At 57.5% G+C, this 26,946-nt stretch carries 26 protein-coding genes; 8 read left to right on the forward strand and 18 right to left on the reverse strand.

Annotated elements, in window-relative coordinates:
- The gene (locus WCS52_11960; GenBank protein ID MEI6167901.1) at positions 1 to 1,173 is read right to left on the reverse strand and encodes a Gfo/Idh/MocA family oxidoreductase; all 1,173 of its coding nucleotides are present in this window, start codon (positions 1,171 to 1,173) and stop codon (positions 1 to 3) included.
- Between the two features lie 106 nt (positions 1,174 to 1,279).
- Between WCS52_11960 and WCS52_11965 the strand changes: the two genes are divergently transcribed.
- Both WCS52_11965 and WCS52_11970 read left to right on the forward strand, forming a co-directional pair.
- Positions 1,280 to 2,179, forward strand: a complete 900-nt coding sequence (locus WCS52_11965; GenBank protein ID MEI6167902.1) for an AraC family transcriptional regulator — start codon at positions 1,280 to 1,282, stop codon at positions 2,177 to 2,179.
- A 67-nt stretch (positions 2,180 to 2,246) separates the two neighbouring features.
- Positions 2,247 to 2,609: a hypothetical protein gene (locus WCS52_11970; GenBank protein MEI6167903.1), complete on the forward strand. Its 363-nt coding sequence runs from the start codon at positions 2,247 to 2,249 to the stop codon at positions 2,607 to 2,609.
- Here WCS52_11970 and WCS52_11975 read toward each other — a convergent pair.
- A complete protein-coding gene (locus tag WCS52_11975) occupies positions 2,606 to 3,883 on the reverse strand; it encodes a glycosyltransferase family 2 protein (GenBank protein ID MEI6167904.1) in 1,278 nt (425 codons plus the stop codon). The genes WCS52_11970 and WCS52_11975 overlap by 4 nt on opposite strands.
- A gap of 83 nt (positions 3,884 to 3,966) precedes the next feature.
- A complete protein-coding gene (gene budA / locus WCS52_11980; protein ID MEI6167905.1) occupies positions 3,967 to 4,764 on the reverse strand; it encodes an acetolactate decarboxylase in 798 nt (265 codons plus the stop codon).
- A gap of 127 nt (positions 4,765 to 4,891) precedes the next feature.
- On the opposite strand from budA, the gene WCS52_11985 reads away from it, so the two are divergent.
- Positions 4,892 to 5,329: a DUF2141 domain-containing protein gene (locus WCS52_11985; protein ID MEI6167906.1), complete on the forward strand. Its 438-nt coding sequence runs from the start codon at positions 4,892 to 4,894 to the stop codon at positions 5,327 to 5,329.
- Positions 5,330 to 5,334: 5 nt separating this feature from the next.
- On the opposite strand, the gene WCS52_11990 is transcribed toward WCS52_11985, so the two are convergent.
- The 14 genes from WCS52_11990 to WCS52_12055 are packed head-to-tail and all read right to left on the reverse strand — an operon-like array spanning position 5,335 to position 18,105.
- Positions 5,335 to 6,450 carry a prenyltransferase/squalene oxidase repeat-containing protein gene (locus WCS52_11990; GenBank protein MEI6167907.1) on the reverse strand — a complete coding sequence of 372 codons (1,116 nt, stop codon included), beginning with the start codon at positions 6,448 to 6,450 and terminating at the stop codon, positions 5,335 to 5,337.
- The gene (locus WCS52_11995; GenBank protein ID MEI6167908.1) at positions 6,440 to 6,997 is read right to left on the reverse strand and encodes an RNA polymerase sigma factor; all 558 of its coding nucleotides are present in this window, start codon (positions 6,995 to 6,997) and stop codon (positions 6,440 to 6,442) included. The genes WCS52_11990 and WCS52_11995 overlap by 11 nt, the downstream gene beginning before the upstream one ends.
- Positions 6,998 to 6,999: 2 nt before the next feature.
- Positions 7,000 to 7,761 (reverse strand): ComF family protein, encoded by a 762-nt coding sequence (locus tag WCS52_12000; GenBank protein MEI6167909.1) that lies wholly within the window; start codon positions 7,759 to 7,761, stop codon positions 7,000 to 7,002.
- A 2-nt stretch (positions 7,762 to 7,763) separates the two neighbouring features.
- Positions 7,764 to 8,780: an MlaD family protein gene (locus tag WCS52_12005; GenBank protein MEI6167910.1), complete on the reverse strand. Its 1,017-nt coding sequence runs from the start codon at positions 8,778 to 8,780 to the stop codon at positions 7,764 to 7,766.
- Positions 8,777 to 9,538: an ABC transporter ATP-binding protein gene (locus tag WCS52_12010; GenBank protein ID MEI6167911.1), complete on the reverse strand. Its 762-nt coding sequence runs from the start codon at positions 9,536 to 9,538 to the stop codon at positions 8,777 to 8,779. Before WCS52_12010 ends, WCS52_12005 begins: the two co-directional genes overlap by 4 nt.
- Entirely contained in the window at positions 9,535 to 10,293 is a 759-nt protein-coding gene (locus tag WCS52_12015) for an ABC transporter permease (protein ID MEI6167912.1), read from the reverse strand. Before WCS52_12015 ends, WCS52_12010 begins: the two co-directional genes overlap by 4 nt.
- 50 nt (positions 10,294 to 10,343) lie before the next feature.
- Positions 10,344 to 11,762, reverse strand: coding sequence for a hypothetical protein (locus WCS52_12020; protein ID MEI6167913.1), 1,419 nt, complete (start codon positions 11,760 to 11,762; stop codon positions 10,344 to 10,346).
- A gap of 25 nt (positions 11,763 to 11,787) precedes the next feature.
- Positions 11,788 to 12,873, reverse strand: coding sequence for an aspartate carbamoyltransferase (pyrB, locus tag WCS52_12025; protein ID MEI6167914.1), 1,086 nt, complete (start codon positions 12,871 to 12,873; stop codon positions 11,788 to 11,790).
- A gap of 10 nt (positions 12,874 to 12,883) precedes the next feature.
- A complete protein-coding gene (argF, locus tag WCS52_12030; protein ID MEI6167915.1) occupies positions 12,884 to 13,873 on the reverse strand; it encodes an ornithine carbamoyltransferase in 990 nt (329 codons plus the stop codon).
- A 19-nt stretch (positions 13,874 to 13,892) separates the two neighbouring features.
- On the reverse strand, positions 13,893 to 14,717 hold the full coding sequence (locus tag WCS52_12035) for a hypothetical protein (GenBank protein ID MEI6167916.1): 825 nt from the start codon (positions 14,715 to 14,717) through the stop codon (positions 13,893 to 13,895).
- Positions 14,714 to 15,628: a hypothetical protein gene (locus tag WCS52_12040; GenBank protein ID MEI6167917.1), complete on the reverse strand. Its 915-nt coding sequence runs from the start codon at positions 15,626 to 15,628 to the stop codon at positions 14,714 to 14,716. Before WCS52_12040 ends, WCS52_12035 begins: the two co-directional genes overlap by 4 nt.
- Complete coding sequence (locus WCS52_12045) at positions 15,625 to 16,599, reverse strand: hypothetical protein (GenBank protein ID MEI6167918.1); 975 nt, start codon at positions 16,597 to 16,599, stop codon at positions 15,625 to 15,627. Before WCS52_12045 ends, WCS52_12040 begins: the two co-directional genes overlap by 4 nt.
- A complete protein-coding gene (locus WCS52_12050) occupies positions 16,596 to 17,309 on the reverse strand; it encodes a hypothetical protein (GenBank protein MEI6167919.1) in 714 nt (237 codons plus the stop codon). Before WCS52_12050 ends, WCS52_12045 begins: the two co-directional genes overlap by 4 nt.
- A 7-nt stretch (positions 17,310 to 17,316) precedes the next feature.
- Positions 17,317 to 18,105 (reverse strand): ABC transporter permease, encoded by a 789-nt coding sequence (locus WCS52_12055; GenBank protein ID MEI6167920.1) that lies wholly within the window; start codon positions 18,103 to 18,105, stop codon positions 17,317 to 17,319.
- A 160-nt stretch (positions 18,106 to 18,265) separates the two neighbouring features.
- On the opposite strand from WCS52_12055, the gene WCS52_12060 reads away from it, so the two are divergent.
- From WCS52_12060 to WCS52_12070, 3 genes are read left to right on the forward strand one after another with little or no spacing between them, the layout of a single operon-like run.
- Entirely contained in the window at positions 18,266 to 18,910 is a 645-nt protein-coding gene (locus WCS52_12060; GenBank protein ID MEI6167921.1) for a response regulator transcription factor, read from the forward strand.
- Positions 18,907 to 20,148 (forward strand): hypothetical protein, encoded by a 1,242-nt coding sequence (locus WCS52_12065; GenBank protein ID MEI6167922.1) that lies wholly within the window; start codon positions 18,907 to 18,909, stop codon positions 20,146 to 20,148. Before WCS52_12060 ends, WCS52_12065 begins: the two co-directional genes overlap by 4 nt.
- A gap of 13 nt (positions 20,149 to 20,161) precedes the next feature.
- On the forward strand, positions 20,162 to 21,358 hold the full coding sequence (locus tag WCS52_12070) for a class I SAM-dependent methyltransferase (GenBank protein ID MEI6167923.1): 1,197 nt from the start codon (positions 20,162 to 20,164) through the stop codon (positions 21,356 to 21,358).
- Here WCS52_12070 and WCS52_12075 read toward each other — a convergent pair.
- Entirely contained in the window at positions 21,333 to 22,295 is a 963-nt protein-coding gene (locus WCS52_12075; GenBank protein MEI6167924.1) for an AraC family transcriptional regulator, read from the reverse strand. The genes WCS52_12070 and WCS52_12075 overlap by 26 nt on opposite strands.
- Before the next feature lie 120 nt (positions 22,296 to 22,415).
- Between WCS52_12075 and WCS52_12080 the strand changes: the two genes are divergently transcribed.
- Both WCS52_12080 and WCS52_12085 read left to right on the forward strand, forming a co-directional pair.
- Entirely contained in the window at positions 22,416 to 25,820 is a 3,405-nt protein-coding gene (locus WCS52_12080) for a sugar-binding protein (protein ID MEI6167925.1), read from the forward strand.
- A gap of 20 nt (positions 25,821 to 25,840) precedes the next feature.
- Positions 25,841 to 26,815 carry a polysaccharide deacetylase family protein gene (locus tag WCS52_12085; GenBank protein MEI6167926.1) on the forward strand — a complete coding sequence of 325 codons (975 nt, stop codon included), beginning with the start codon at positions 25,841 to 25,843 and terminating at the stop codon, positions 26,813 to 26,815.
- The last annotated feature ends 131 nt before the right edge of the window (positions 26,816 to 26,946 follow it).

Genomic DNA, 26,946 nt, shown 5'->3' on the forward strand with positions numbered 1-26,946 from the left:
TTAGCTCTTACCGATGGGATCAATGCCGGCCCTCTGCCAGAACGGGGAGAGGTCCACAACCGTCCCCGTGCGTTGAGCCTCATCCATTCCGAAGGCGGTGAAGGCCGCGCGCAGACCGTCCTCAAGGGAGGTGAGCGGGGGAGTTCCCTTCAACATGGTGTCAGCCAAACTGGTCCCCAGGATACTGTCACCCCCGCCATGCCCCCCTGAAGAGGTCGACCGGCAATCCTCAAGCTGGGTGTTGAACCCGATCCGCTTCACTTCCAACTGACCCGTCATGACGTCAGCGCGGAGGGTGCCTTCCGTTCCGCAAATATACATGCGGCGTTCGGGAATCCCGGTGATGCAATTCGTGTGGAATGAGGCGCGAGTCCCGCTCGCGAACTGGAGAATCGCCACCTGATTGTCGAGAATATCCTTGTCGGCATTAAAGGGATTCATGATATTCCCGTTAATCTTGTTGTTACTCCACGTGGTGAAGGCCTGCTTTCCGTCAGGCGACTTTCCCAGCCGTTCGGAATGGTGGGCATTGGCCGGGGTAAAGAAATCACAGCCACCAAAGGAGGCGGCCTTGACCGCCAGCGAGTCCGTCATCCAGTTGACCAGATCGATATCGTGACAGCACTTTTCCAGCAGATGGCTGCCAGCCCATTCGGTCTTACGACGCCAGTCGGCATGGATGTAGCCTCCGTGGTTGAATTCGAGTGTTTCATTGAATTCCATGCTAAGGATGGACCCGATTTTACCGGAGGACAGGATTTCCTTGATCCGCCGGTAGTGAGGGGAATAGCGCAGGGTAAACCCGATGGTAAACAGTTTGCCGGATTTCCGCCAGGCATCGCGGATCGCGAGGCAATCGTCAACCGACAGCGCGAGCGGTTTTTCGCAGAAGACATTTTTTCCAGCTTCAAAGGCCGCGATCGTGTGACGGGCATGAAAACAATTCCAGGAACCGATCATCACCCATTCCACCGCCGGGTCACGCACCAGGGCCTGATAATCCTCATGCACACGGGCGGTGGGATTATAAGCGGCCTTCGTGGCCTCGATGGAGTGGGGATTGGGATCACACAGCGCCACGATTTCGACCTGATCTGTAGCCCGGGTCAAGTGCCCGAAAACATCTCGTAACCGCCCGCCACATCCGATCACTCCGATTCCTAATTTCTTCATAGCCTGCATCCTTTTCGTTAAACCGTTGTTTGCTTGTGCTGCTTAAATCATCGATTAAGTTAATATATTGATTGAGACTGCCCTTGAAAATAGCAATAATGACGATATGTTTAACAAAACCGATGATTGGAACGCCTGTTGCAAAGCGGCAAAGCGGATCACCCAGCATCCCAGGGATTATTTTCAGGGGCTTCCAGACACCCCTTTGATCCTGCCGAAAAACTTGTTGCTGTTCACCCGGCAGAAGGCCTTTTCGCAGGGACAAGGCTCGGCGCATCACCGGTTCCTGCTGATCCTCTGCCTCCAGGGGGATGGCTCCGTGATTGTGGATGATCATGTGGCGCGCCTCACTCCCGGCTCTGCCTTATTAGTCACCCCGCTCCAGTTCCACCATTACGCCCGTTTCACAGGCGGGCCATTGCTCTGGCTGTTCCTGAGTTTTGAATTGGATGAGGTGGAGGCGTTAAGCGCCCTGCGGGGCCGGGTCCTGGAGCTTACGCCCCTGCAAGTGACCTGCCTCAAGCAGTTGGCGGGGACCTATACGGACCTTGGCGAGAAACGGATGGCCAATCCGGAGATCACACTCCTCGCGGCCCTTATTTTGGGGGAATTCCATGGCACATCAGCACCCGGAAGCCCTGCAAAACCGGCTCCCTCGAAAAACACCCGGGGCCTGATTCAAGAGGTGGCGCGCCAGGTCCATCTTCATGTCGGTGAAGCGATCCAGATCGCGGATGTGGCCAGAGCGGTCGGGCTTTCCGAAAGTCACCTCCGCGCCCGGTTCCAGGCCGCCGCCGGTCTCGGACTGGGTGCCTACATCCGCAGGCTTCGCCTGCATCGGGCCCGGACCATGATGCTGGCCACCGAATTGCGGCTTAAGGAGATTGCCGAGCGGTGCGGCTACGACTCCATCTATACGTTCAGCCGGGCTTTCCATCGCGAGATGGGGATGAGTCCCAGCCGCTACCGGAAACCAGACGCTATTCCCCTTGCGTCCTTAACCTGAAAGGAATTACAATCCTTATGTAGGTTACATACAGGAATGGTCTGCACATTTACCCGAGGAGGGTTACATGAAAAGGATTAGACACTTGGAACGCCGCGAAACACTGGCCTACTGGCCCGCGCTTGAGGAACAGACGGGTGACTCGGTAGGACTTGTCACCAACCTCAACGAGGAAGGCATCAGCATCCACAGCCATCACCAATTCGAGCAGGGACATCGGCTCAACATCAGGGTCGGGGTCGATCCGGAATTGACAGGCCGCCCCTTCATTCATCTTCATGTCGAAAACGCCTGGTGCCATCCCAGCGGCATCGAGGGGATCTACCACGCGGGATTTAAGCTCATCAACCTGTCGGAAGAAGCCCGGGACGGAATCCAGAAATTGCTGACGTCGTTCAGTTATCCCGCCCCCAGCCCTCCTCAGGGCTAGCTTTCGTTGCCAACCTCAAGCTCCGTCTCAAAACGAACCGTCTTATCCCAGGTCCGTTCCTTCCTCACTACCACATCCTGATAAAGGGCGCGAATAATGGCGGCCATCCAGAGATACCCATAGAAGAAATACATCAATAGCCCAACCAGCAAGTTTCCTGGCTGCGCCTCTTTCTCGAGGGTGAGTGTGTACCAGATTTGTGCAAAGTAAAAGAGCGCGGTAAACTGCCAGAAGCAGAAAATCCACCCCGTATCATGGGTGAGGTGATTAACCCCAAACAACGACAACATGAGCGCCGTTTGTGAAACCACGAGGGCAATGAGAAACAAGTAACTCATCGACAGCATGAAGAAATTCTCGAAGGTGCGCCACTTGTCTTTCGACAAAGTGAAGGTGCGCATGATTTTCATGATTGCGTAGTTATTTCCACGAGCCCAGCGGGTACGTTGTGTCATCCACACCTTCAGGGTCTCCGGCTCCTGCTCCCAGCTTTGCGAGAAAGGGACATAATCCACCCGCTGTCGCTCCATATATAAGCGCGTCGACAGTTCGCTATCCTCCGCCAGCGCCTCCTCGTCCCACCCCCCGACCTCAAGAAGCGTACTTCTCTTGATCACGTAATTGGTGCCTGTTAAAAAAGCGATTTTGAGCATCATATGCCGTCCGGCCTGTATGACGCCCTGAAAGCAAAGCCCTTCAATATTGACGCAACGGGTGAGAAAGTTCTGGCTTTTGTTGCCGCAGCGGAACTTGCCCACGGCCGCCGCCAACGAAGGGTCCGCGATGAACCGCGCCATTAACCGCAATAACGCCTCGGGCTCAGGACAGTTGTCGGCATCGTAAATGGCAATAAAGTCGTCTTTCACGCGCAAGGCGGCTGCATTCAAGGCCGCAGCCTTTCCCCTTCCCCCCTCCGGCTTTTGACGATGGTAGACCAGCACACGCGGGTTCTCCTCGTGCAGGCGGTCCAGAATAGCGGCGGTGCCATCGGTCGACGCGTCGTTGATAACCATCAAGGTGAGCTTGGTCTCGGGGTAGCGCAACGCCAGCAAGGTTCTGACCGTGCGCTCGATCACCACCTCTTCGTTGTGGGCCGGCACCAGAATCGTAAGCGGCGGATATTGCGTGAGGTCAGGCCGTTCGCGGCTCATCTCCCTGACCGCCCGGCGGTGATGAAACAAGGCGCCCAGCGCCAGGAAAAACTGATACACAACCATGACTGCAACCAACGTGGTTGAAACGATCGCAGCGTAATGCAGAAAATCGGACATCATTCTATTATTCCTTGCCTTGCTTTTGGCACCATTCCGCCAAAAGCATCGAAAGTAGACCACATCGGTCGCCGTAAGACAAGGGCCTACCGTCCGCTTTCCGCCGCCTTGAGGGCGCGGGAAGAATCGCCATTCAACTGCAGTTTTTGAAAGGCAGGGGTTTCCGGCAGGAAAAGATGAAATTCAGAAATCACTTCAGCCTTTACCGCCCCCCCCTGCCAGGTGCAATCCAGGAGATGACCGGCACTCTTCCGGTCTTCTGAGATAAAATGCAAGTGGTACCCGGGAAGGTTGAGGGTGCGGACATACTCCGGGCACCAGAATCCAACCAGGGACCCCTTGACGCGTCGGCGTTCAAACACAGGCTGCCGGGCCGCGACGTCAACCAGTTTCGGATAAGGTTTCACCTGCGGGGGGACACTCCTGAACTTGACGTAATCAAATAGGCCATCTACTCGGATGGCAAGGAAGAGATTGTCCCCTGCACGCACTGCGTCCATATTCTTTTTTAACGCCTCATAATCGGACGCAGCGCCGACCGTCCAGGTCAGGTCCGGCCTGAACCCGGTCACCGCGGCAAAGGGGACTTTCAATGAGTCCGGAACACGTGCCACGGTCCCATCGGCTTTCGCCTGATAGATCACGCCATCAATCAGGATCATCTCGCCATCCAGGTGATCGAACGTTCCAATCCCGAAATCGCCCTTCCGGCGAAGCTCGCCGCAGGAGGTCACCCCGTCATAGCCGCCCTCCAAAAGGGCCGTGATGGTCGAGGTTTGAGAAAGGACTCCGGCCGGGGGCGGCGGCCCATGATGAACGCAGGACACTAACCCGGAGGCAATAAACGTAATTCCCATCACCCAAACACAGCGCCTGACAAGCATAACAAAGCTCCTTCCTTGGATGCGTGAAGCCTACCATCCGGACAACGATTCAGGAATACTGAATTATTGATCATTAAGTTCATCATGGTCCTTGAACTCTGCAACCTGTTGTCGCACCATGTTCGGCATGAAGCAGCTGTTATCCGGGGTCCTCATTTTCCTCATTTATACGCAGTGGGCCCAGTCAGCAGAGTTGACGATCGTGGTTGAGGGCCTGAGATCCACGCGCGGGGCCTTGCATATCGCGCTGTTTGACTCAGGAAAAGGGTTTCCGATGGAGGCCGCCAGTGCGGTTGCCCGTCAGTCATTGATATTGGCCACCCGCCCCACAGACCAACCCATCAGGGTCGTGTTTAAAAACCTGCCTGAAAAGAAATATGCGGTCTGTATTTTGCATGATGAAGATTCAGACGGGAAACTGAAAACTAATTTCATTGGCATCCCGAAAGAAGGGGTGGGGGTTTCCAATAACGCCAAAGGCCTGCTGGGACCACCGAAATTTGAAGCCGCGGTCTTCACTCTCACGGGGCCCCTGACGATTTCAGTAACGGTCTCGTATTTCTAACGCGATCACCGCAACGACAGTGAGGCCATGGCCGTGGCGTAGATGCGCCCGCCCGAGGAGCCCCAGCGGGGGTCGGCCGTCCAGCTTCCGGCGGCATCCCCGCGCTTGATTTGCCGGGCCACCAGATCCTGACGCATCGCCGTCAACCCCTGATGCGCGGATGTCTCATCCATTTTCTTGAGGGCCGCCGTCAGGAAATACCGGCGATAATAATCCATGTCGGGACCGGGCGCAGAGGCCAGTCGTTGGACCTGGGCCTTGATCGCCTGACGCCGGCCAGGGGATACCAGACCGATGTGGGCAGGATCCAACAGGCTCATAGCCCCCATGGCCGTCAGCGTTTGTGAGGCGCCACCCGGGGTATCCCCGCTCTTCTGGTAGCCAAAAGACCCATCATCCGCCGCCACGCCTGCCATCCAACGCAGGCCGCGCTCCACCCTTGGCCGTACCTGCGGCAGGCCTTGCGTTGCGGCCAGTCGTAACGCCTCAATCTGCCACAAGGTGATCGACAGGTTGGAGGCCGGATGCGCCTCATGGTAATACCCCCAACCGCCATCCGCATATTGACCGGCACAAATGACCGCCACCGCCTTCTCCAATGCCAACCGGAGCGGCTCACTGGGGTGGCGTTCACAGGCTTTCGCCAGCGCTAACGTGGCAATTCCCTGGTTGTAAGGCATCCCGGAAACCCGCTCACCAAATCGTCCATCAGGGTGCTGCTGTTGAAGCAGATAGGCAATCGCTTTGTCGATCGCAGGGTCTGCCCCGGGGGCGCCATCCATGAGGGTCATCAGGGAAAGCCCGGTAAGGGCGATTTCAAATTGTTTATCTCCCCCCCATTTGGCGACACTCCAGGATCCATCGGGTTCCTGAATCTGGCGCAACCAGGCAACGGCCTGCCGCCCGGGATCCATGGGCCTTGCTCCGGCCAGCCACAACCCGCCCAACAGCACAGCCAAAGAAGCCGCCAAAGGGAGCACCCAACGCCAACTGGGGATCCAGCCCGTCTTCTGGTTCGCTTCGGCCCTCACCTTGGCCAGGATCTCCGGAGCCAGGTCATGCGAGACCACCGCCGAAGGGAGGCGCTTAAGCCGGTCTATGACGTCTTGCTCAGTTTTCATCAAAAATCCCCCTCAGTTCCTGCAAGGCCAGATTAATCCGTGACTTCACCGTGCCGAGCGGGATCTCCAACACCTCGGCAATTTCCTGATAACGCAACCCCTGATAGATATTTAACACCAGGACTTCCCTCAACTTGGGAGACAGCCGGTTCAGTGCCGTCTGGGCATCCATTCCCGCCTGCGAGGCCGGTAGCGATACCCCCCCGCCTATCTCCGCGTCCGTTTTCAAACTGGCCTCAAGCCGCGTGTGCATTTTGGCTTTCCGGCCCCGATCCGCCCAGACATGGCGGGCCAGTACATACAGGAAGGTGGTGAACTTGGCCGCCGGACGATACCTGCCCCGCGCCTTATAGACCCTGATAAACGTTTCCTGCACCAGATCCTCGGCATCATTATAAACGCCCATCCGGACGAAAAAGTTCAGTAGCCCGTTCTGGTGGCGGTGGATCAATTCCGAAAATGAGGTTTCTGACCCGGCCGCCGTCTCCAGCATCAGCTGAACGTCGGGATCATGGCTCCATTCAGAATGACCGGATTCCGGATTCATGTCTACCCTCGCGCGACCGTCACCACGCAGACACGACCGGCTCCGGACGCCTTGAGTTCGCGGCTGATCTCCGACACGGTGGCTCCCGTCGTCATGACATCATCAACTAACAGGAAATGGCGGCCTTCAATCCATTCAGGACCGTCGGCCTGGAACGCATGGGCCACATTTTTTGCCCGGGCCTTCATATTCAGGCGGGTCTGTGTCCCGGTTTCCCGGACGCGTTGCAGGCACCCGCCCGCGAGAGGGAGTTTCATGCGGCCCGCCAGCTGCCCCGCCAGTAATTTAGACTGGTTATAGGTCCGCGAGCGCTCTTTAGCGGGATGGAGCGGCACAAACCCCACGGCATCAAATGGTTCATGCGCGTAATGGGTGGTGACGCAGGCGTGCAACAAGGCCGTTAAATCGGACGTCATGTGGGTGGCATTGGAATACTTAAACCGGTGCAGCACGTCTTTCATTCCTCCCTTAAAGCGAACGGCCGAACGCGCCTGATCGAAGGCGGGCTTACGATCTACACACAAGGAGCAGACATATCCGCGGGTAATGGCCCCCTCCACGGGATCTCCGCACACGCTGCAGAACGGCGGCTGAATCAGGGGCAGCGCACCCAGGCAGTCCCAGCAGAGGTAATGTCCCGCCTGGCCCGGGCGGGCGCCACAGAGCTCACAGGCCCTCGGCCAGACCAGATCGCACAACGGGCCCGCAGGAAACCGGTCCACCAGCTGCCGCCAGCGGCTCACCCCTGAGGACAGGCCGGACACCGTTAGAAGGCCCCAATCAGCAGCGTCGTAAACGACACCACTGGCGACGTCTCCCGAAAATCATCCACGGCGAGCCGGACTTCACCCACGGCGGCCTTGACTTCATTGTACAAGGTCTCATCATTCACCAGCTTACCCAGCAGGCCTTCGCCCCGTTGGATCTTCCCGGTGATCAGCTTAAGTGAATCCGCTGTCGACGAGATGTCCTTGTAGAGTTGATCATCGCTCGACAGCAGCTTGCCCAGAGTCCCTTCACCCTTATTGAGCCGGTCGCTGATATCCTTGAGATTCACCGCCACCGCCTGAATATTTGTATAGACTGAATCATCCGAAATCAGTTTGCCCAACGTGCCTTCACCCTTGTTGATTTTTTCTGCAATTCCCTGAACCTGGGCCGTCACCGCGCGGATATCCTTGGCCGCGCCCTGGAACTCATTGTAGATGCCGTCGTCATTGACCAGTTTCCCGATGGTCCCCTCGCCCTTATTGATTTTTGACGTCACGTCCTTGATGGAGGCAATGGTTTGCTCAAGATTGGTCAGAATCCCGCCTTCATTCATGGCGCCCCTGATTTCATGAACCGCCTGTGCAGCCTCGGCCATCAGATCAAAGGGTTTCTCCCCCTGCGGCATCACATCAGGAGGCAGGAGGGCGGCATTGGGCGACCCTTCCTTCACTTCCACGTAACGCCCTCCGAGGATCGAGGTGGTCACCACGGTAATCTTATAGTCCGTCTTCAGGCGAATCGGGCTGTCCAGCAAGGCCTGCACCCGCACCCGGCCGTCCATCAGGCGCAGGGTTTTGATTTTTCCCACCGTCATCCCCCGCTGCACCACCGTATCATCCTTGCGCAAGCCCATCACGTCCGCAAACTCGACTTCGAGGGGGAACTTCTTCTCAAACAGGCTGGCCCGCCCCAATACAATGGTGAAGTAGGCGAGCGCCAGCAAAATCATGAACATGAAGGTTCCCACAATCAACTCGATCGACATCTCCCGATCCACGCTGCTCTGTTTCATAGTCCGTTCTTCTCCCATTCACCGCGAACGGTGATAAACTGTGCTTCCAAAAATAGCTGTACTTCCTCGACGTTTGATTTCACAAATTCGGCCGGCTCCGCCAGTTCAATGATTTTCCCCTGGGTCAGCATGGCAATCCGGGTCCCGATCGAGAGCGCACTGTGAAGGTCATGGGTCACGACGACGCTCGTCACCCCAAGCTCTTTTCTCAAATGTTCAATTAAACGGTCAATCATGCGCGAGGAGACCGGATCCAGCCCGGACGTGGGTTCATCATAGAGAATGATCTTGGGATTGGTGACAATGGCCCGGGCCAGCCCCACCCGCTTACGCATTCCCCCGGAAATTTCGGCGGGAAATTTCTCAATATCCTTTTCCAGGCCGACCATCGCCAGTTTCTCCATTACCTTGGCCATGATCTCATCATTGGACAGCGTCGTTTTCTCGCGCAGGGGCAGCGCCACATTCTCCGCCACATTCAACCATTCCAGCAACGCACCGCCCTGAAAGAGAACACCGAATTTATCACGGATCGATTCCAGCTGTTTCCCGCTGGCCTCGCTGACCACCTGCCCGTCCACCACGACACGTCCTTCGTCGGGCGTCATCAGGCGGACCATGTGCTTGAGCGTCACGCTCTTGCCGGTGCCGGAAGGCCCCACAATGACCAGGGTTTCCCCCTTGCGGACCTCCAGATTCACCCCGTCAAGCACGTTGCGCGTGCCCAGGATCTTGGTGACATTTTCAAGTTGGATCATACGTAGAAGAACCTTGTAATCATATAGCCCACCACCAGAATCGACAGGAACGAAATGATCACCGTGCGGCGGGTGGCATTACCGACCCCGACAGCCCCCTGGGTGGTCGCAAACCCCTGATGGCAGGCGGTAATCACAATAATCACACCAAAGAGAAATGCCTTGAGCATTCCCACAAAAAGGTCCTTGTTGTCGGCAAACCGGATCGCATTGTCGATGTAAGCCGCCCAGGGCACATTCAACTGGGTCATCCCCACGATGCCGCCCCCCACCACGCCCATGATGCAACTGTAAAACGACAACAGGGGCGTCATGATCATCATCGCCACTAAGCGCGGCATCACCAGGTACCGGACCGGATTGATCGACATCAATTCCAGGGCCGCGATCTCCTCGGACACCACCATGGTCCCCATTTGGGCCGCAATAGATGACCCCACACTGGCCGCCAGGATGAGCCCCGTCATAAACGGCCCCATTTCCCGTAACATCGAAACCATCACGGCAGCGCCAATGTAGACCTCCTGGCCGAACCGCCGCATTTCGATGCCGGTTTGAAGTGCCAGAATCATTCCCGTAAAGGAGGCGACCACCGTAATGACGGTCAGGCTTTTGATGCCCCCCACAAACATCTGATGGATGGCTTCCCGGCGCGAGCGGCGGGTCATCACATAACGTATGCACAGGATCGCTTCCGCCAGAAGGAGCATGGCCCGGCCGGCGTTCCGGCAGGCGCTCACTACTTCCCGACCCAATTGACTGCGCCAATCCGTAGCCGGCGGGAAAAATCTTGGTTCACGCGTGATTATGGCTTGTTCCTCCAGTGAATAAAATACAACAGTCGCCAGCTGGTTCCTGCGTCATCATGGCGGTATCCTATCATCCCTTTTAGAAAATCCCAGTTCTTCTGCGTGCCGTCCCGATCTCCCCGCCCCCATGAGGCCAGTGGGAAAACCGAACCCTGGGAGGTGCCATTGGTTTTGATGCCCCAGTGGATCAACCCCCATAAGATATCGTTCTCACGTCCCAGCGGGGTCCGTTCGTATTTGTAAAGCGTCCACCAGGGCGTCAGGTTGCGCTCAAAGGCGACCGAATCACGGAAGGGCCACAAATCCGGAAAACGGAATTGCTTGTAATCCCCGCCATTACGCTCGTAAGATGCTAATGGCCAAACACTTACATATCGATCTATGACGGGATCCCCTGCTGTTTTCATCGAGGTGCTCTCGGACTGATAGACCGGGAAAACTCTCAGGCGGCGATTGGTCCGGTCTTTCTGCTGCTCCGTCCGATTCCAGATCAGGGGCCATAGCCAGAAACGCCGGTCCTCTTCAGCCGTGGTGCGGCGTCCATAGAGCGGCCAGATATAAAACTTATCCTGATCCTTGGACGATTGCGTCTGGATGATGGGCCACAGGAAAATATTTTCCGTGCCAGCCTTACCCGTGGAATGGCGGAAGAAAGGGGGCAGGAACATCCAGGTTTCACTGCCTTCAGTCTTCGCATGCCCATAGATAGGAAACAGCATATAGCCACTCCCGCGCGCGCCGGGCTGGTCATATCGAACCGTTGTCCAGAAGGGCCAGAGAATCGAACGATGTTCGCCGACCCCTTTCTTTTCGGAGCGCGCATAGAATGGAAACACCCTGAAGCGGTAAATGTCATCCCCGGTCGTACGGGCGATCAGAGGCCACAGGTAGTGATCGGTCCTGAGATCTTTCAACTCGCTGTGCCAGTAAAGCGGAAACAAGGCAAACTCCACCCGGTCCCGACCGAACCAGTTGTCAATGCGCCCGCCCAGCGGGAACACGGCGCCATAATCCTCCCCGTTCTTGTTCCGGCCTATCGCCAGAACGGGCAACAGCCAGAACCGATAGGCGGCAGCGGGATCCGTGACATCCCGATTCTCATAAATGGCCAGAAGAAACCGCCAATCGACTTCGTTGTACCACCAGAGGAAATGCGCGGCCGGCCAGAGCACATCCAGATTTTCCTTGCCGGTACGGGGCTCGAATTCATGGACAAAAAATGGGCGGACCGCAGTGAACGTGTTGACGCCGCTGCGGGTGGAATTCTGGAATATTGGCCCCAGGGCCCGCGTCGTGTCACGCCCCATGAGATCCGGCCCCGAGGAGGCCAGGCAACCATAGTCGTACACCGGACTTGCGGACACCCCCGCGACCAACCCGAAGCCGAGAAGGCTTCCCATTAAAAGTTTATGCACTGCGCTCATGATGAAAGGGGAAAGCCTATGACGACTGCTGGGCATAGTACCGGTTAATGGTCGCTTCCTTGCCAAAAATGGCGGCGATCAAGGCGCTCCGGATCCACATTCCATTACGCATCTGGCGCCAATACACCGCCCGGGGATCTTCGTCCACATCCACGGAAATTTCCTGGCGTCGGGGAAAGGGATGCATGATGACGGCCTCCGGCTTGAGCCGGCTCAAATGAGCACGGGTAAATGAATACCGGCTGATATCAATATTCCGGCTTTCGCCGGCCGCATCCCATTCATCCTGGATGCGGGTCATATAGATGGCATCCCCCATCGGAATGGCCTTTTCAAAGTCATTCATCAGTTCAAAGCTGACGCCCGCCCGGGATAACTGACTGAGCACATCCTCACCGATCTGCAGTTCCTGAGGCGCGACAAACAGCAGTTTCACGTTCTGGTAATTGGTGAGCAGCCAGGCCAGGGAGCGTACGGTTCGTCCGCGCGCGAGGTCGCCTACAAACACCACGGTCTTGCCGTCGATGCTGCCCCGGTTCTCAAAACTGCGCTGCAAGGTGTAGATATCCAGCAAGGCCTGGGTGGGATGCTGATCTTTACCCGACCCGGCGTTGATGATCGGAACCGGGCGTTCCGTATTGGATAACAACCAGGCCATCCGCTCGGCGAGTCCGCCCGTCTGGGACCGCATGATGATGAGGTCAAAATACGAACTGAAGGTCCGCACCGAGTCTTCCTGGGTTTCCCCCTTGAATTCACTCGAGGTGGCGGTATCGCGCACTTCGCCGATATTCATTCCGAGAATCTTGCAGGCCGCACAAAAGGAGAGAAAGGTACGACTGCTGGGCTGGCTGAAATACAACATGGCCCGCTGGTTCTGCAACTGCTGCCGCAGGAACGTCATCCCCTCCTCCTGTTTGGAGATGCGCCGGATGGCGGTGGCCAGGGCGCCCAGCTCTTCCAGCCGCTTGCGATTGAACTGTTGCGCCACCAGGACATGGTACTCCCGCCCCTGCCCCGCCAGATAGCGTCCTTTTTCATCCAGACTCATGCCGTGAAAGGCGGCCCAACTCATATCGCTCAATTGTACAGGTTCAGACATACTCATCCCTTCATCCTAATGATGCGACCATGACCGCCTTGATTGTGTGGACCCGGTTCTCCGCTTCATCAAAAACTTTTGAGAAGGGCGCTTCAAAGACCTCATCCGTCACTTCCATGGGGCCGATGTCTTTGGTCAATTCCGTCTCATAATTGTGGAAAGCCGGCAGACAGTGCAGGAAGATTGCCTGACCGGCCTCCAGATTCCCCGTTTGGCGCATCAGCTCCATCGTGATCTGATAAGGCCTGAGCAGCTTCAGGCGTTCCTCGAATTTATCTTCCTCGCCCATGGACACCCACACATCGGAATAGACGACATTGGCACCCCGTACGGCTTCGAGCGGACGGGTTGAAACCGTCACACTGCCTCCACGGGAAGCGGCCATCAGACCCACCTCCCGGCATAAATCCGCTGGGGGAGCCAACTCGGCGGGGGCGCAGTCGACAAAATGCATTCCCGCCTTGGCGCACCCGATCATCAAGGTATTCGCCACATTGTTACGCCCGTCACCCACATAGACCACTTTCAAGCCTTTGAGCCGGCCAAAATATTCCCGGATCGTCAGCAGATCGGCGAGGATCTGGGTGGGATGCCATTCATCCGTCAGCCCATTCCAGACCGGAATACCGGAATGTTTCGCCAATTGCTCCACCGTGTTCTGCTTGAAGCCCCGGAAGGCGATCCCATCAAACATGCGACCGAGCACCCGCGCCGTATCGACAATGGATTCCTTCTTGCCGAAGTGAATATCCTGGGTACCCAGGTATTCCGACTGGCCCCCCTCATCCCGGGCGGCCACCGTGAACGCACAGCGGGTACGGGTGGAATGCTTTTCAAAGATCAGGGCGATATTCTTGCGACGCAGGCTGTCGCCGCGAATCCCCATTTTTTTCTTCTGTTTGAACTCCTCCGCCAAATCGAGAAGATAGATCATCTCCTCGTCAGACAAATCATCCAGCCGCAGCAAACTCCGCCCTTTTAACGATACATTCGTTTTCATCGCATGACCCCAATCCACCTCATGGTGCTTTCCACATCAATTTATGCATATCACCAAACACATTCACCTGCGGCCCATTGGAGGTCAGCACCGACACCGCCACTTCCAGGCCATTCGTTCCATACAGATTAAATTCCGGTTTGTCTTTCAATGTGGACAGCGCCATCTGGGCGAGCCCCTCATGAGTGAAGAATCCGAAGGCGGGTTCATCTTCCGCCAGGATTCCCAGGGCATTGCGTTTCTGGCCACCCCGGTCAAAAAAGCTCAAGCTGGAACCTTTCCGGTCCGTTGTCAAGCCAACCCGGTCCCGGCCCCGGTCATCACTCAGATTAATGGCCGACGCCTCGCCATATAGCCCGATCCCGCCGCGTTTGACTTCCCGTTTATCATAAAAAAAGAGGCTGCTCCAATCCTCACGCGCAAAGAGGGCGGTCCGCTTTTTTCCCTGCGGATCGCGCATCACCAGGCCCGGGAACCCTTCCACGATGCCAAGCACCACCCGCTCATTCTGGCCCATGTCGAAAATCCCGACCGCCGGTTCGCCCTGGCGCGTCATCCCGATCCCCATCCGCTGCTGACCGGACTGATCGAAGAAAATCAAACGCGGTCCGCCCTCGGCAATGCCCAACCAGCCACGCATCTGCCCATCCGTGTCCCGGAGCACCAGATGCCCGGTATCGATCTGGCGGAACCGCCCGATCGACTTGTCATCATCCGTGGCATCAAGCCCCATGACCACCAGCGACACGATAGCCACCACCATCAGTGAAACCGCCCATCGGAATATCCGCAATTCCCGTTCCAGACGTTTCAGACGCTGCTCAACTGTGTGAAGTGTGTTCATTTGAGTCCATTTAGAAAGGTTTCCGCCAATGTTCTGTTCTTTAAATTCCCGGACTGACCGGCCAATTCAACCGCTTTTCCCGCCTCTATGCCCGCCTGTTTACGATCCCCTGACGCCTGCAAACTTTGGGCCGCGCGGATCCGGCAATCGAATGCCTCCCCCCATTTTGACTCGAGTTCCCACGCCAGGGCAGCCGCCTGAAGGGCCTCGACCATCTCGGGATACTGTCCCGCCTGCTTCAGCCAGCTCGCGCGACTAAGTTGCAAGCCGGCCTCCGAGCCAGGCATCAGCCGGGCCTGCACGAGCCTCGCCCCCAGATGATCCAGACGGGCCCGGAGCGTCGCCGCCGTATCCCGGCTGACCTGTTTCAGGGCCGACTGATAACACTCCCTGGCCGTCTGGAATTGTCCAGTCAGGAACCAAGCCTCGCCCTGCAAAAGCCAGGACTGGACCTGCCCCTCCCGGTCAGCGCCGGCCGCCAACGCCTGCCGGGCCAACTGTTCACTCTCCGGGCCCGCCCCGGCGAGGCGTGCCGCTTCAGATTCCGCCAACAGGATACGAACCGCCATCAGGCCGCGCTCGTTGGCCAACAGACGGGCCTGAGTCAGCAGATTACGCGCCTCTCCCAGCTGCCCCTCAATCATCCTGCACAGCGCCAGATTATAGGCATTCCGGGCGATTTCCTCGCGGTCATCCACCCGCCTCGCCCGCGCCAGGGCCTTGACATACAAGGCATCCGCCCGCGCCACCTCGCCCCGCTGAAAGGCGGCCTGCGCCGCCTCGGCCTGGGTTTTGATTTCCGGATCATAGCGGTGGGGGGGTGGTGTCGTGCAACCGCAAGTCATTAAGGCTGCAGCGGCACAGACCGCCAGGGAAAGGCCCAACCCGGGGATCCATAAGGGCCGCATCACGGGGCCCTCCCTTCTCCGCCTGCCACGGGGAACGGGGCCTGCATCGGAGTCGCTCCGGTCTCCTTGATATAACTGCGCACCAACCAGTGTTTCTGAACCCCTTCCACCAGCACCTGTGTTTCGCGCAGCATCGATTCGGCCTGCAGGAGGACGGCCTGGACATTCGCCACCTGGCCGGTCAGACCGCCCGTCACGCCATGGACATCCTGAACGACCCCGGCGGCATTTCCAGAGATCCGGGGGAATTCACTGGCCGACTCCTTAAGCGATACCGCCACCGCCTGAACATTGGTCATCACGCCGTCCATTTTGGCAGCCATGAGCGGGAGTTGAGCCGCCGTCTGGCGGATATCCCGGACGATGCCGTCCACCTGTTTGGCCCACTCCGGATCACCAATCAGTTTACCCGCCGTTCCCTCCCTCTGCTCAATTTGATGCGTCACCGAGCTGACATTGGACAGAATCATGCTGAACTCATCCAGCATGGGCACCGCCGCGCGGCGGAAATCATCGACCATTTTTTTCGCCGCCTCGATCAATTCCACATCCTGTTCGCATTGGATATAATCTCCTGACGTCACGAAGGGTTGCGCCCTGCTACCGAGGGTAATATCCACAAACGCATCGCCTGCCACCTCGAATTTTTTGCGTACTTTAGCGATGGAGTTCACGCGGACAAACTTGCTGAACTTGCCCTGCAGGATCAGGGCGGTTTCCATACCGCCATTCCCGGAGGGCAGGATTTCACCCACCCGGCCGGCCAACGTGCTCAAAATCCGGACTTCCGCCCCCTCCTGAAGCCCATAGGTTCCCTTGTCGGCATCAAATCTGACTTTCAGGATCAATTTTTTCTGAAACCAGCCCTGGGCGTGGCCGGCGGTATAGATGCCCACAACCAGCAGAAATAACCCGAGCAAAACAAAGCCGCCGGCAATCTCATTCGCATAACGGAATCTGAACGCTTGACTCATGTGTCAGCCCCCTTCTTGAATTTTACAGCCATCATTTTATCTCCCTCCATGCGGAAATGCCGGGCACCCGCGAGTTCCGGGCATTCCATCACACGAAGTTCATCGCAAATCCATAACACGGCCACGCCCCGTTTGGCGGCTTCGCCCACGGCCGCAAGCAGCAGGGGGGCATCCGCTTTCGGGGCCCCTGCCAGCGGGCGCTCCAGGATAATCAGGTCGGGGGTTCCCACAAACGCACGCACCCATTCCAATTTACGCAGGATCATGGGATGGATACGGGTGGGCCTCGCCTCAGGCACCCCATCCAGCCCGAACCGTCGCGCCAGCCCGCACACCTCCTGCTTGATCTCCGCGATCGGGCGCTGGGTATGATGACATTCCGCCAGAGTTAGATTCTCCATCATATCCAAATTCGCTACCCACCCGTAATGTTCAAATACCCGGCGGATCCGCCCGCGCATCAGGGACTGTGTGCCGGGGCCCGCCGCTTCCCAATCCTCCCCGTTAAAATATACGGTTCCGGCGTCGGGCGTCAGCAAGCCCTGAGCCAGCGGCGCCAAGGGGAGGGATTCGCGCCCCTCTTCCACCATGATCACGGCCATCTCACCGCGGCCCAGTGAAAACGTCACCTTGCTGATCCCGGTCGCCTGTAAGGCCCCGGAGCGAATCGTCACCTCCCTGAACTCTAGAATGGCTGTCAGTTCCTGCATGATTGGCTCACAAATACGTTAGAATCGAGATCACCACTGAGATAATTAAAACGGCCATGGTCGACCGCGTCACCGTGCGCGTCACCGCCTGGGGAATATCCGTGGCCACCCCTTCGACCGAAAGACCCTCCGTAGCGGCAATCACCCCGGTCACCAACCCCGGCAGTAAGGTCTTGGCCAAAACGTTATAGAAATCTCCCGGGGCGACCCCCCTCATCACACTCCGGGCAAAGATGGCGGGATCCGTGGGGCCGGTTTGAAGAAATGCCCCGGAGAGATACCCGCTGACGAAGGAAAAGAGGATAAACAGCATCGCCAGCCCGAACACACAAAGGGCCATGGATATGGCACGCGGCATCACCAGGAAGGCCAGGGGATCCAGCCCCTGAGCATCCAGGACATCCACTTCCCGTCGCACCTTCATTCCCGCCAGCTCGGCGGCCATCGCCGTGGCACTCCGCCCAATGACAATGAAGTTGACCAGCAGGGGGCCGACCTCGCGCACAATCACCGTAACCAGCAGGGGTCCAAGGAGTTCCGACTGACCCAGTCGCCCCATCCAGACCTGAGCCTGAACCACCACCGAAATCCCCGTGAGCATCGCCACCACCGCGATAAAGCCGATCGCATCATAGCCGGTGAAGATGATCTGGCGGGACAGCACGATACGCGTCGGTCTGGTCCAGGAGGATGGCTGAACAGCCAAGCTGACCACAGCGGAACTGATCGATAGCAACCGGCAAATCCGGCTGTAGAGATCGATGGCACCCTTTCCGATTGAAGCGAATCCAAACATGACATGAAGCTAACGGCGATGTTTTCCTGCTTCAAGCCTAATCTACAGAGGGAAACAGGTGTCGGAAGTCAGGATTTCTCCTTCCCTCAGGCCCCCGTTCATTCTAGTATGCGGGTTTTTACGACGGGAAGCCTGCGGGCGGATATGAAGGATTAGCACCATGGCGATACGAATCATTCTTGCGGACGATCATAAAATTGTTAGGGAAAGTTTCCGGGCCTTGCTCGAAAAGAATCCCGCGTTCGTGGTCATCGCCGATGTCGCCGATGGCGAAGCGGCGGTCAAGGCCACCCTTGAGCTCAATCCCGACATTGTGGTGATGGATATGACGATGCCCCTCATGAGCGGGGCGGAAGCCACCCGCCAAATTCTGGCACACCGTCCCGCCACCCGGATCATCGCCTTGTCCATGCACACCCACCATCGGGCCATCTCCGCGATGTTGCAGGCAGGCGCCACCGCCTTCATCCCGAAAACCTGTAAAGCGGCAGAGCTCAGCAGGGCGATTCACGCCGTGGCTCAAGGAGAAACCTATAGTGCACCCGGCCTGAAGATGCCCTCCCAGGACGTCTCCCAGCCCATTTCCCCCGCCGGGGATGTCCCACTCACCGCATTAAGCCAGCGTGAAAACCAGATCCTGGCCCTCATCGCCGATGGATACGAAACGCAGGCCATCGCGGAAAAACTGGGGATTTCAGGAAAAACCGTTGCCACGCATCGTAATCATCTTATGCATAAACTCTCCATTGACACAGTTGCTGGACTCACTAAATACGCCATCAGGGAAGGGATCTCCTCCATATGAAACCGGAAAAAACGGACTTACGCATCAGCGCAGAATTACTTCGCCTCGCCCAACAACAGGGACTCGATGTCAAAGGCGGCAAAATCCGGCGCACCTCCTCCCGCTTCTGCCTGGGCGTGGAGCATGGCGATTACAATGGCACCGAACTGTTCGGGGTGGGCACCGATCGCTTCATCTGGATGGCCTACAAGCCCAATGGCACGGATCAGATCCGGCTCTACAGCCAGAATTTCCCGAACGATGGCATTCTTGAGTTCACCGCCGCTGAGCTTCCCCCGCCCCGCCATCCCTCGGTCGCCGACTCCTGGGCCCGCTTCCCCTTTGGCTGCGCCCATGTCCTGCGCAAGGCAGGCTTCAAGCTTGAGACCGGATTTGATGCCGTGCTCATCGGGAACATTCCCGGCGGCGGCATGTCCCGTTCCGCCTCCCTGACCCTGAATCTGCTGCTCACCCTGCTGGAAGTCAACAAGCTCAAGTTGGGCCGGGACAAAATGCAGATCATTGACCTTGCCCAGGCGGTGGAGACCGAATACATCGGTTCCCCCTGCGGCCAACTTGATCAAATTATGATTTATTTCGCGAAGGCGGGAATGGGAACCCACTACGATCCCAAAACCCGGGCCATCCGCTATATCCCCCTGGGCGCCAACGCCCCCGATTTCCGGATTGTCAGCCTGGACACCGCAACCGTCCGTCCGGGTCTTGAAAAATCAACCTATAAACTCCGGCGCAAGGAATGCGATGAATTCGCGGCCCTGGCGGGCCGTAAGTTCGGCTTTAAAATGCTGGCGGATGTCCGCGACGAGGCGTTATACCAGAAAATCCTGGTGGCCTTTGGCAAGAGCCACCCGGCGCACTGTGCCCGCCTCACCTATATCTACCAGGCCCAACAGCGGTTTTACAAGATGCTCAAGGCCTGGCGGTCGGGAGACATCACCACGGTAGGCGCCATTTTCAGAGAGGACGGTCTCGGGTTGCGCGATCAGTATAAAATTTCCGGCCCGGAACTGGAAACCATGTGCGATATCGCCCGAACGGTTCCCGGGGTCTACGGGGAACGCATGCTGGGCGGTGGCGACAAGGGGGCGGCCGGGGCCATCGTGGCCGCAGGCAGCCTCAAGGCCCTCCACAAGGCGGTGGATACGGCCTATCCCCGCAGCGTCCCCTCCCTGGCGAAGAAATATGCGGTCCACGCCCTGACGGTCGTAGACGGGGTTACCGTTTTCGACTCCATTTAAGGATCCTCTGTTTATGACATTAACACTCCATTTGAAACCCGGGCGCGATATCCCCATTACCCGGGGTCATCCCTGGATCATGTCGGGAGCCATTGCCCGCAGTGAAGGCGACCACACGCTTGATGAAGCCGATATCCTGGCGGCCAATGGCGCGTTCATTGCCCGCGCCACGGTGCATCCCGCCTCCGAAATCAGGGCCCGCGTGTTTTCAACCACCGCCGGCGACCACCTCGACGCGGCAGGCATCCGGGAACGCCTTGAGGTCGCGCTGGAACGCCGTCAACGCTGGTTACCCTGGGGCCTGGATACGGCCGCCCGGCTCGTGTTCTCCGAGAGCGACGGGCTGCCCGGATTGATCGTGGACCGGTATGCCGACGTGCTGGTGATCCAACTGTTGACCGCCCCCTGGGAAGCCCGCAGGGAAATGCTCATTGAGACCCTGAAAAAACTCCTGCATCCCAAAACGATCTGGGAGCGTTCAGATGTGGATGCCCGCCGCCACGAAGGGCTTGAGCCCCGGAAAGCGCTGGTGTATGGCGCCCCCCTGACCGGGCCCGTCCCCTTCAAGGAAGAACAGATGCGTTTTCTTGCAGATGTCGAGAATGGGCACAAAACCGGGTTTTATCTCGATCAACGCGCCAGCCGGCAGGCACTCCGGACCTGGGTGGGCCAACTCGGGGCCCCCAAGGTGCTGAATGGCTTTGCCTATACGGACTCCTTTGGGGCCTGCGCCCTACAGGCCGGTGCGGCCAGCGTGCTCTCCCTGGATTCCTCCGTCTCGGCCCAGGAACTTTCAGACCGGCAGCTGGCGCTCAACTCCGGCTGTGATCCCGCCAAGCGGACCTACCGCATCGGTGATGCCTTCGAATTGTTCCGGGAACTGAAGCAGGAAAAAGCCCGGTTTGATCTCATCATCCTGGATCCTCCGAAACTGGTGAACCGGAAAGCCAAAATGCCGCAGGGCTTGCGCGCCTACAAGGACATCAATCTGCTGGCCTTTCAGCTCCTGAATCCCGGCGGGATCCTGTTCTCGTTCTCATGCAGTGGACTGGTGGAGCGGGATCTCTTCGGGAAGGTGATCGAAGGCGCCGCCCGCGACGCCAAGCGTCCCGTTCAATTCCTGGAAGACCTCAACCAGCCGGCCGACCATCCCCGCAAACCGGGGTTCGCGGAAGCCGGTTATCTCAAGGGGTTTGTTGTGGGCGTCTGAGACGTCCCGGCGTCTGGCGGGGGACCCCGATTCCATTGCCACGGGCATACCGGAACGTTTTAGCGGTTTGTCCCACCTGCCGCCGGAACATGGTCATAAAATTGCGCTCATTGGGATAGCCGCACAGCGCGGCGATCTCCTTGATCGGGCGGCTGGTATTATCCAGCATTTGCTTGGCCATTTTCAGCCGGTACCCCTGAATGTACCGCATCACCGGGATTCCGAAGGATTGGCGGAACATGCGATTGGCCTGCCGCAGGCTGATGCACATGCAGGCGGCGACATCCCGGACCTGGAGCGGAGCGTGAAAATTATTTTCAATGTGCAGCACCGCTTGATGCAGGCGTAAGTCCTGCGGATGGTCGCGATGCGCAGGCGTTTCAAGCGGGGTATGCTTACCGCCACAAAACGCATTCACCACGGCAAAGAAAAACTTCGTAAACAGACCGGGCAGGGAAAACTCGAACCCCGGGCCCTGCTCCACGATCTCCTCTGAAATCATCCGGCAGATTCCCTCAAATTTAGGAGCCGACACCAGCCGCTTCTTCGTCTCAATGAACGTCCGCACCATATCCGACAATTCCACCTGCGCGCCACCCCCTGCACTGGCACCGGAGTAGATACCGAAAGAGGCGCAGTAAATACCCAGAGGCGCTTTCGAATCCGCATGAAGGCCATGCTCCTCTCCCGGATGGGCAATCAGCAGGTCACCCCGGACCACACTCTGCCGCTGCCCCTTGATGGTATATTTTCCCGACCCCTGGGAAACAAAACAAAGTTCAAAAAAAGAATGGGCATGATCCTGATTATGCCAGTAATGCGGAGCCATCCGGCCCCAATTCAGGAGTTCCACATTGTAGCGTCCGACATGGACCAAACTCCGGGGCAACGCCTGATGAAAGAAAAAAGCCTTGTTATTATTATCTGCTGTCTTCATGAGACCCCTTTGTACCCATCGCCTTAATTTTTAAGGATATCATAATCCGTGTCCTGATTGCAAACATGCATGTCCCGACAGGAGACTTGTCCTTCTCCGGTAATCGGCTAACGTTAAAAGATGAATAACATTAAACGCTGCGGCTTGATTCTCCTTATGTGCCTGACAGGCATTTCGACCAGCCACGCCGAAGGGCAGGTTGTGACCAAGGATATCGGTAATTTTGCCGACGGGCAATGGGTCCCGTCGATGTGGAATGCCGCCTCAGGCAAAGTCACAGGGGGTAAGGAAACCGAAACCGTCGTGCTTTTCTCCGGCCGGGGCTTCGAGCATTTCACCCTTGAACCCAAGCAACCGCTCATCATCCCTGGCAAATGCAGCAAGGTGTTCCTGCGATACAAGATGAATGAAGGCTACGGCGTGACCCTGAAATTCAATGATGGATGGGGGCGAGGGGAAGCGGATGGCAAGAAGTACGAATGGGGACTCCCTGCTAAATCGCCGGACCAATGGCAGGATGTGGTGTTTAATGTCCCCACCAACTGGGTTATGCCACTTCAAATCACCGGCGTCTTCACCCATAACTGGGGCAACGATAACAAAAAGGCCGATTTCCACTTCACCCTGGGCGGACTGAAGGTGGAAACAGATCTCAGTGAGGTGGACCCCGTCTCCGGCAAACTGCAGTCATGGACCACGGAACCCCAGCCGAAAAACCCAAAAGACGCGTTAAAGGAATGCCCCGCGGTACCGTTGTTACAGGCCCATATCAATGCCACGGAATTGTCCAATGTGTTTGCCGGCGAAGAACCGCAAGTCCATGTGGTGGTCAATAACTGGAAGTCCGGCATCGCCACGGGCAAGCTTTCCTACAAGATTCTCGACAATAACGGCAAGGTGATATCGACCGGTGATAAATCCATTTCCGCCGAAAGTTTCTGTGATGTGCCCTTGCGGCTGCCAGTTGAAAAGTTCGGACGCTACCAGCTTGACGCCACGCTCAACCTGGAGGGCGGCACAGAGATCAAGGAGTCCCTCGTCTTTGCCAAGATTCCCGCCCCCCGCACCCTCACCGCGCAGGAAAAAGAGGCCTCCCCTTATGGGCTGAACATCCATTCCGGCAAACTCAGCGGCGACCTGATTTCGTATCTTCCCCCCTTCATCAAGGCTGGCCTGTACTGGTACCGGGATTATGCCTGGGCCTATGGCTGGCTTGAGCGCGCCCGGGGCGATGACGGCAAATTCGGAGGCTGGCCCTATTATAATAAGGTGGGCAAGCATGCCCAGGAACTTGGGATCATCCTGATGCCCTGTTTACAGGACTCCATCCGTGTCCCCAAAGAGGTGGATGGTAAAACGGTGATTAATACCCCTGACCGGAACTGGGTAAGTGGCCTAGTCCTGGCAATGAACGCGTTCCCGAACCTCAAATACTGGGAACTGGACAATGAATACAACCTCAGGGATAACCAGAAGAAACTGGAGGACCAGATCGGCTGGAAAAACTACAAGCTCTATCATCAACGGTTTGCCGATGCGGCGGACGCCCTGAGCGCCGGCGAAATCGTGGCGGTGGAAGAAGGCCGGGCCGGCTGTCACCCGGAAAAAATCGAGGACTGTGTCCGCAGCGGTAGTTTCGACAAGATCAAAGTGGTTAACAGCCACAGTTATTGCGGCAGCGAACCTCCGGAAACCAGCGGCGAAAACATGAACACCGGCGGCGGCGGGGATTCGGGGTCCGTTACGGCACGCACCTTTTATGACAACCTCCGGGACGCCAAGAAAGCCGGGTGTGCGGATGGCAAAGTCCGCCAGCACTGGCTCACGGAATTCGCGTGGGACACCCTGGCGGGCCATGTCGTCACCCCCTATCAGCAAGCCGCCTACCTCCCCCGCAGCTGGATGCTGGCACTGGCCTCAGGCACCGAAAAATGTTTCTGGTTCGGGGATGCCGACTCGGCCCACCCCGCCTTGTTCTTCGATGGATGCGGCCTGATGGGCCCCGGCCCGCGCAATGAACCGAAGCTCGCCCTCTGCAGTTTGGCGGGACTGACCCATATCCTCCCGAGCCCGACCTACATCGGCACCCTGGATGCCGGTGAGGGCTCCTGCGGCTACCTGTTCTCCCAGTACGGGAAACTCGTGGCCGCGCTTTGGATGATCGCCACCGATGATGGCCTCAAGGTGGATGTCAAAGCCGAGACGGTGTATGACTATCTTGGAAATCCGCTCTCCCCGGGAAAACAGACGCTAAACAACACGCCCCTCTACGCGGTCGGCGTGGACAAGGGCAGTCGCTGGTACGCCCAGACCGCCTATGAACTCGCCTCGCGTCATATTCTTGCTGGCGCCATCGGCGACACCGTGGAAGCGACCGTGGAAGTACGCAATAACCGGGAGCACCCGCTGACCTGCGAACTGTCGATGTCTCTGCCTGGAGGCTGGGAGAATAAGGCGGGCATCAAAACGATGACGGTTAAGCCTGGCGAAACAAACCTCGTAACGCTCCCGTTCTCAATCCCACTGAAAGCAGAAATGGGCGTAAAACCCATCACGATCGGAATCGCCGAAAATGGCAAGCCCCTGAAAACCATGTCCTTCACCCTTCAGGTGCGGGATCCTCTCTCACTGTCCATCAGCCCGCTCGGGAACAAACCCTGCGTGAAGAACGTCCAAATGACCATTGCGAATCTTTCGGCGTCACCGCGCACGGGCAACGTCACATTGCAACTGCCCTCGACCTGGAAAGCGACCCCCCCGAGCCTGGCGGTCACGGATCTGCTCCCTGGCAAGAAACGGGATCTGGAATTCAAAATAGACTGGAGTGCAGGGGTAAAGGAAGGCGACACCGCTTCAGCCACCTTTGCCACATCAGGAAACGCCCAGATCACCAAGCCGCTCATTGCGGGCATGACCACCCTCCACCGTTTCAAAGGAAAAATGAATCCTGACGGTGATCTCTCCGACTGGAGCGAAAAAAATCGTCTGCCGGACTGGATGATTGGATCGACCATGGGTAAATCAGGCGCGCAATTCTGGATGGGATGGGCCCCGGAAGGTCTCTATGTGGCGGTGAAAGTGGAGGACTCCATCCTGGACACCCTTGATCCGCGCAGTTTCTGGGGCGCTGAATGTCTTGAATTATTTGTCGCCACTACTGACGCTAAAAGTCATGAAGCCTACGTACCCGGGGACCACCAGTTCTGGGTGGTGCCGCAAGTGGCGAAAGCAACGGCCTACATCGGCCAATGGAAGCGGAACAATGAAATTCCCAACATCATCTATGACCTACAGGGAGTCAAGAGTGCGGCCCGTGCCAACGGCAGCGGGTACGTAATGGAATTCATGATTCCTTCGTCTGCCCTTCAGAAATTTGAGCCCAAGGTGGGCGGGCATATCGGCCTGAACCTCAATCTCAATATCAAGGGGAAAGGCTATGACCGCGAAGCGTTCTGGCCGGAAGCCAAAAACAGTACTATTATCAACCAACCCAAAGCGTGGGGTTCAGCCGAGTTGGCTGAGTAAACAAAGATCAGGAAACATCGATGAATTATCAACATATGGTCCGGATGGCTGTGATTCCCTGCGTCGTCGCCGCCTTGCCGGTGCTGGCGCTCGAAACGACGGGAGAGACCCGGATCGCCAAATGGAAATATGACCGGCAGGCGGCTTTCCTGCTGATGTTTGACGATAGTGAACCCTCTCATCTGAAATATGTTATTCCCGAATTGGAGAAGCGGGATCTGATGGGTACGTTTTTTATCGTTCCGGGCGCCCCCTGGTACGATAAAAATGCCTGGGAAACGAAAGTTCCCCTTACGCGAATGGAGCTTGGCAACCATACCCTGCACCATTCAGGCGCCACCAATAGTGTGGTCGCGGAAGCAGAAATCGCCGGCTGCCAGGAGGTGTTGCACCGGATTTATCCCGACCGGAAGAACCCCCGGCTGATTGTTTTTGCCTATCCGGGCGGAAGTCCCTGGACGCTCTCCGCTGCCGAGAAGGCGGCCATGCTGAAACAGAATCATTTCATCACACGTCCGCCGCCCGCCGGCCATTTCGGGGGAGTAGACCTGAAGACCGGCACCGCATTGGTGCAGGTCCTCGACCGGGCCCTGACAAACGGTTCGATGGAGCATCTCTCGTTTCACGGGGTTGGCGGGGATTGGCTCAGTGTCTCACTGCCCGACTTTACCCAACTGCTCGATGCCATGGTGGCTAATCGTGACAAGTTATGGGTAACCGATCCGGTATCGTTGCATAAGTATGAATCCGAACGGGATCAGGCCAAGGTGCAGGTTTTGGAACAACAACCCGGCGGACTCCGCCTCGCCCTCCACGGGCTGAAGGATCCCCTGTATGACGAAGCATTGACCCTGATTACCCCCGTACCCGCCGACTGGAAGAAATGTTCAGTGACCCAGGGCGACCAGGTGGCCACCGTCTCGGCCGTGCAGGGTTCGATCCAGTACGAAGCCTTGCCAGATGGTCCGGACATTGTGATTAAGCCTGTGCGCTGATCTAAGACCAAATTCAGACCGCAGGTTTTCAGTGAAAAGATCCCATTTTGACTTCGTCAAGGTGGCGTTCGACGTCCTCGGCGAACGATTCTACGCTCTGGCCGTCAATCAGCCGCCGAGGACGTCGGCTG

The organism is bacterium (assembly GCA_037128595.1).
In the GTDB taxonomy this organism is placed as follows: Bacteria; Verrucomicrobiota; Kiritimatiellia; order CAIKKV01; family CAITUY01; genus JAABPW01.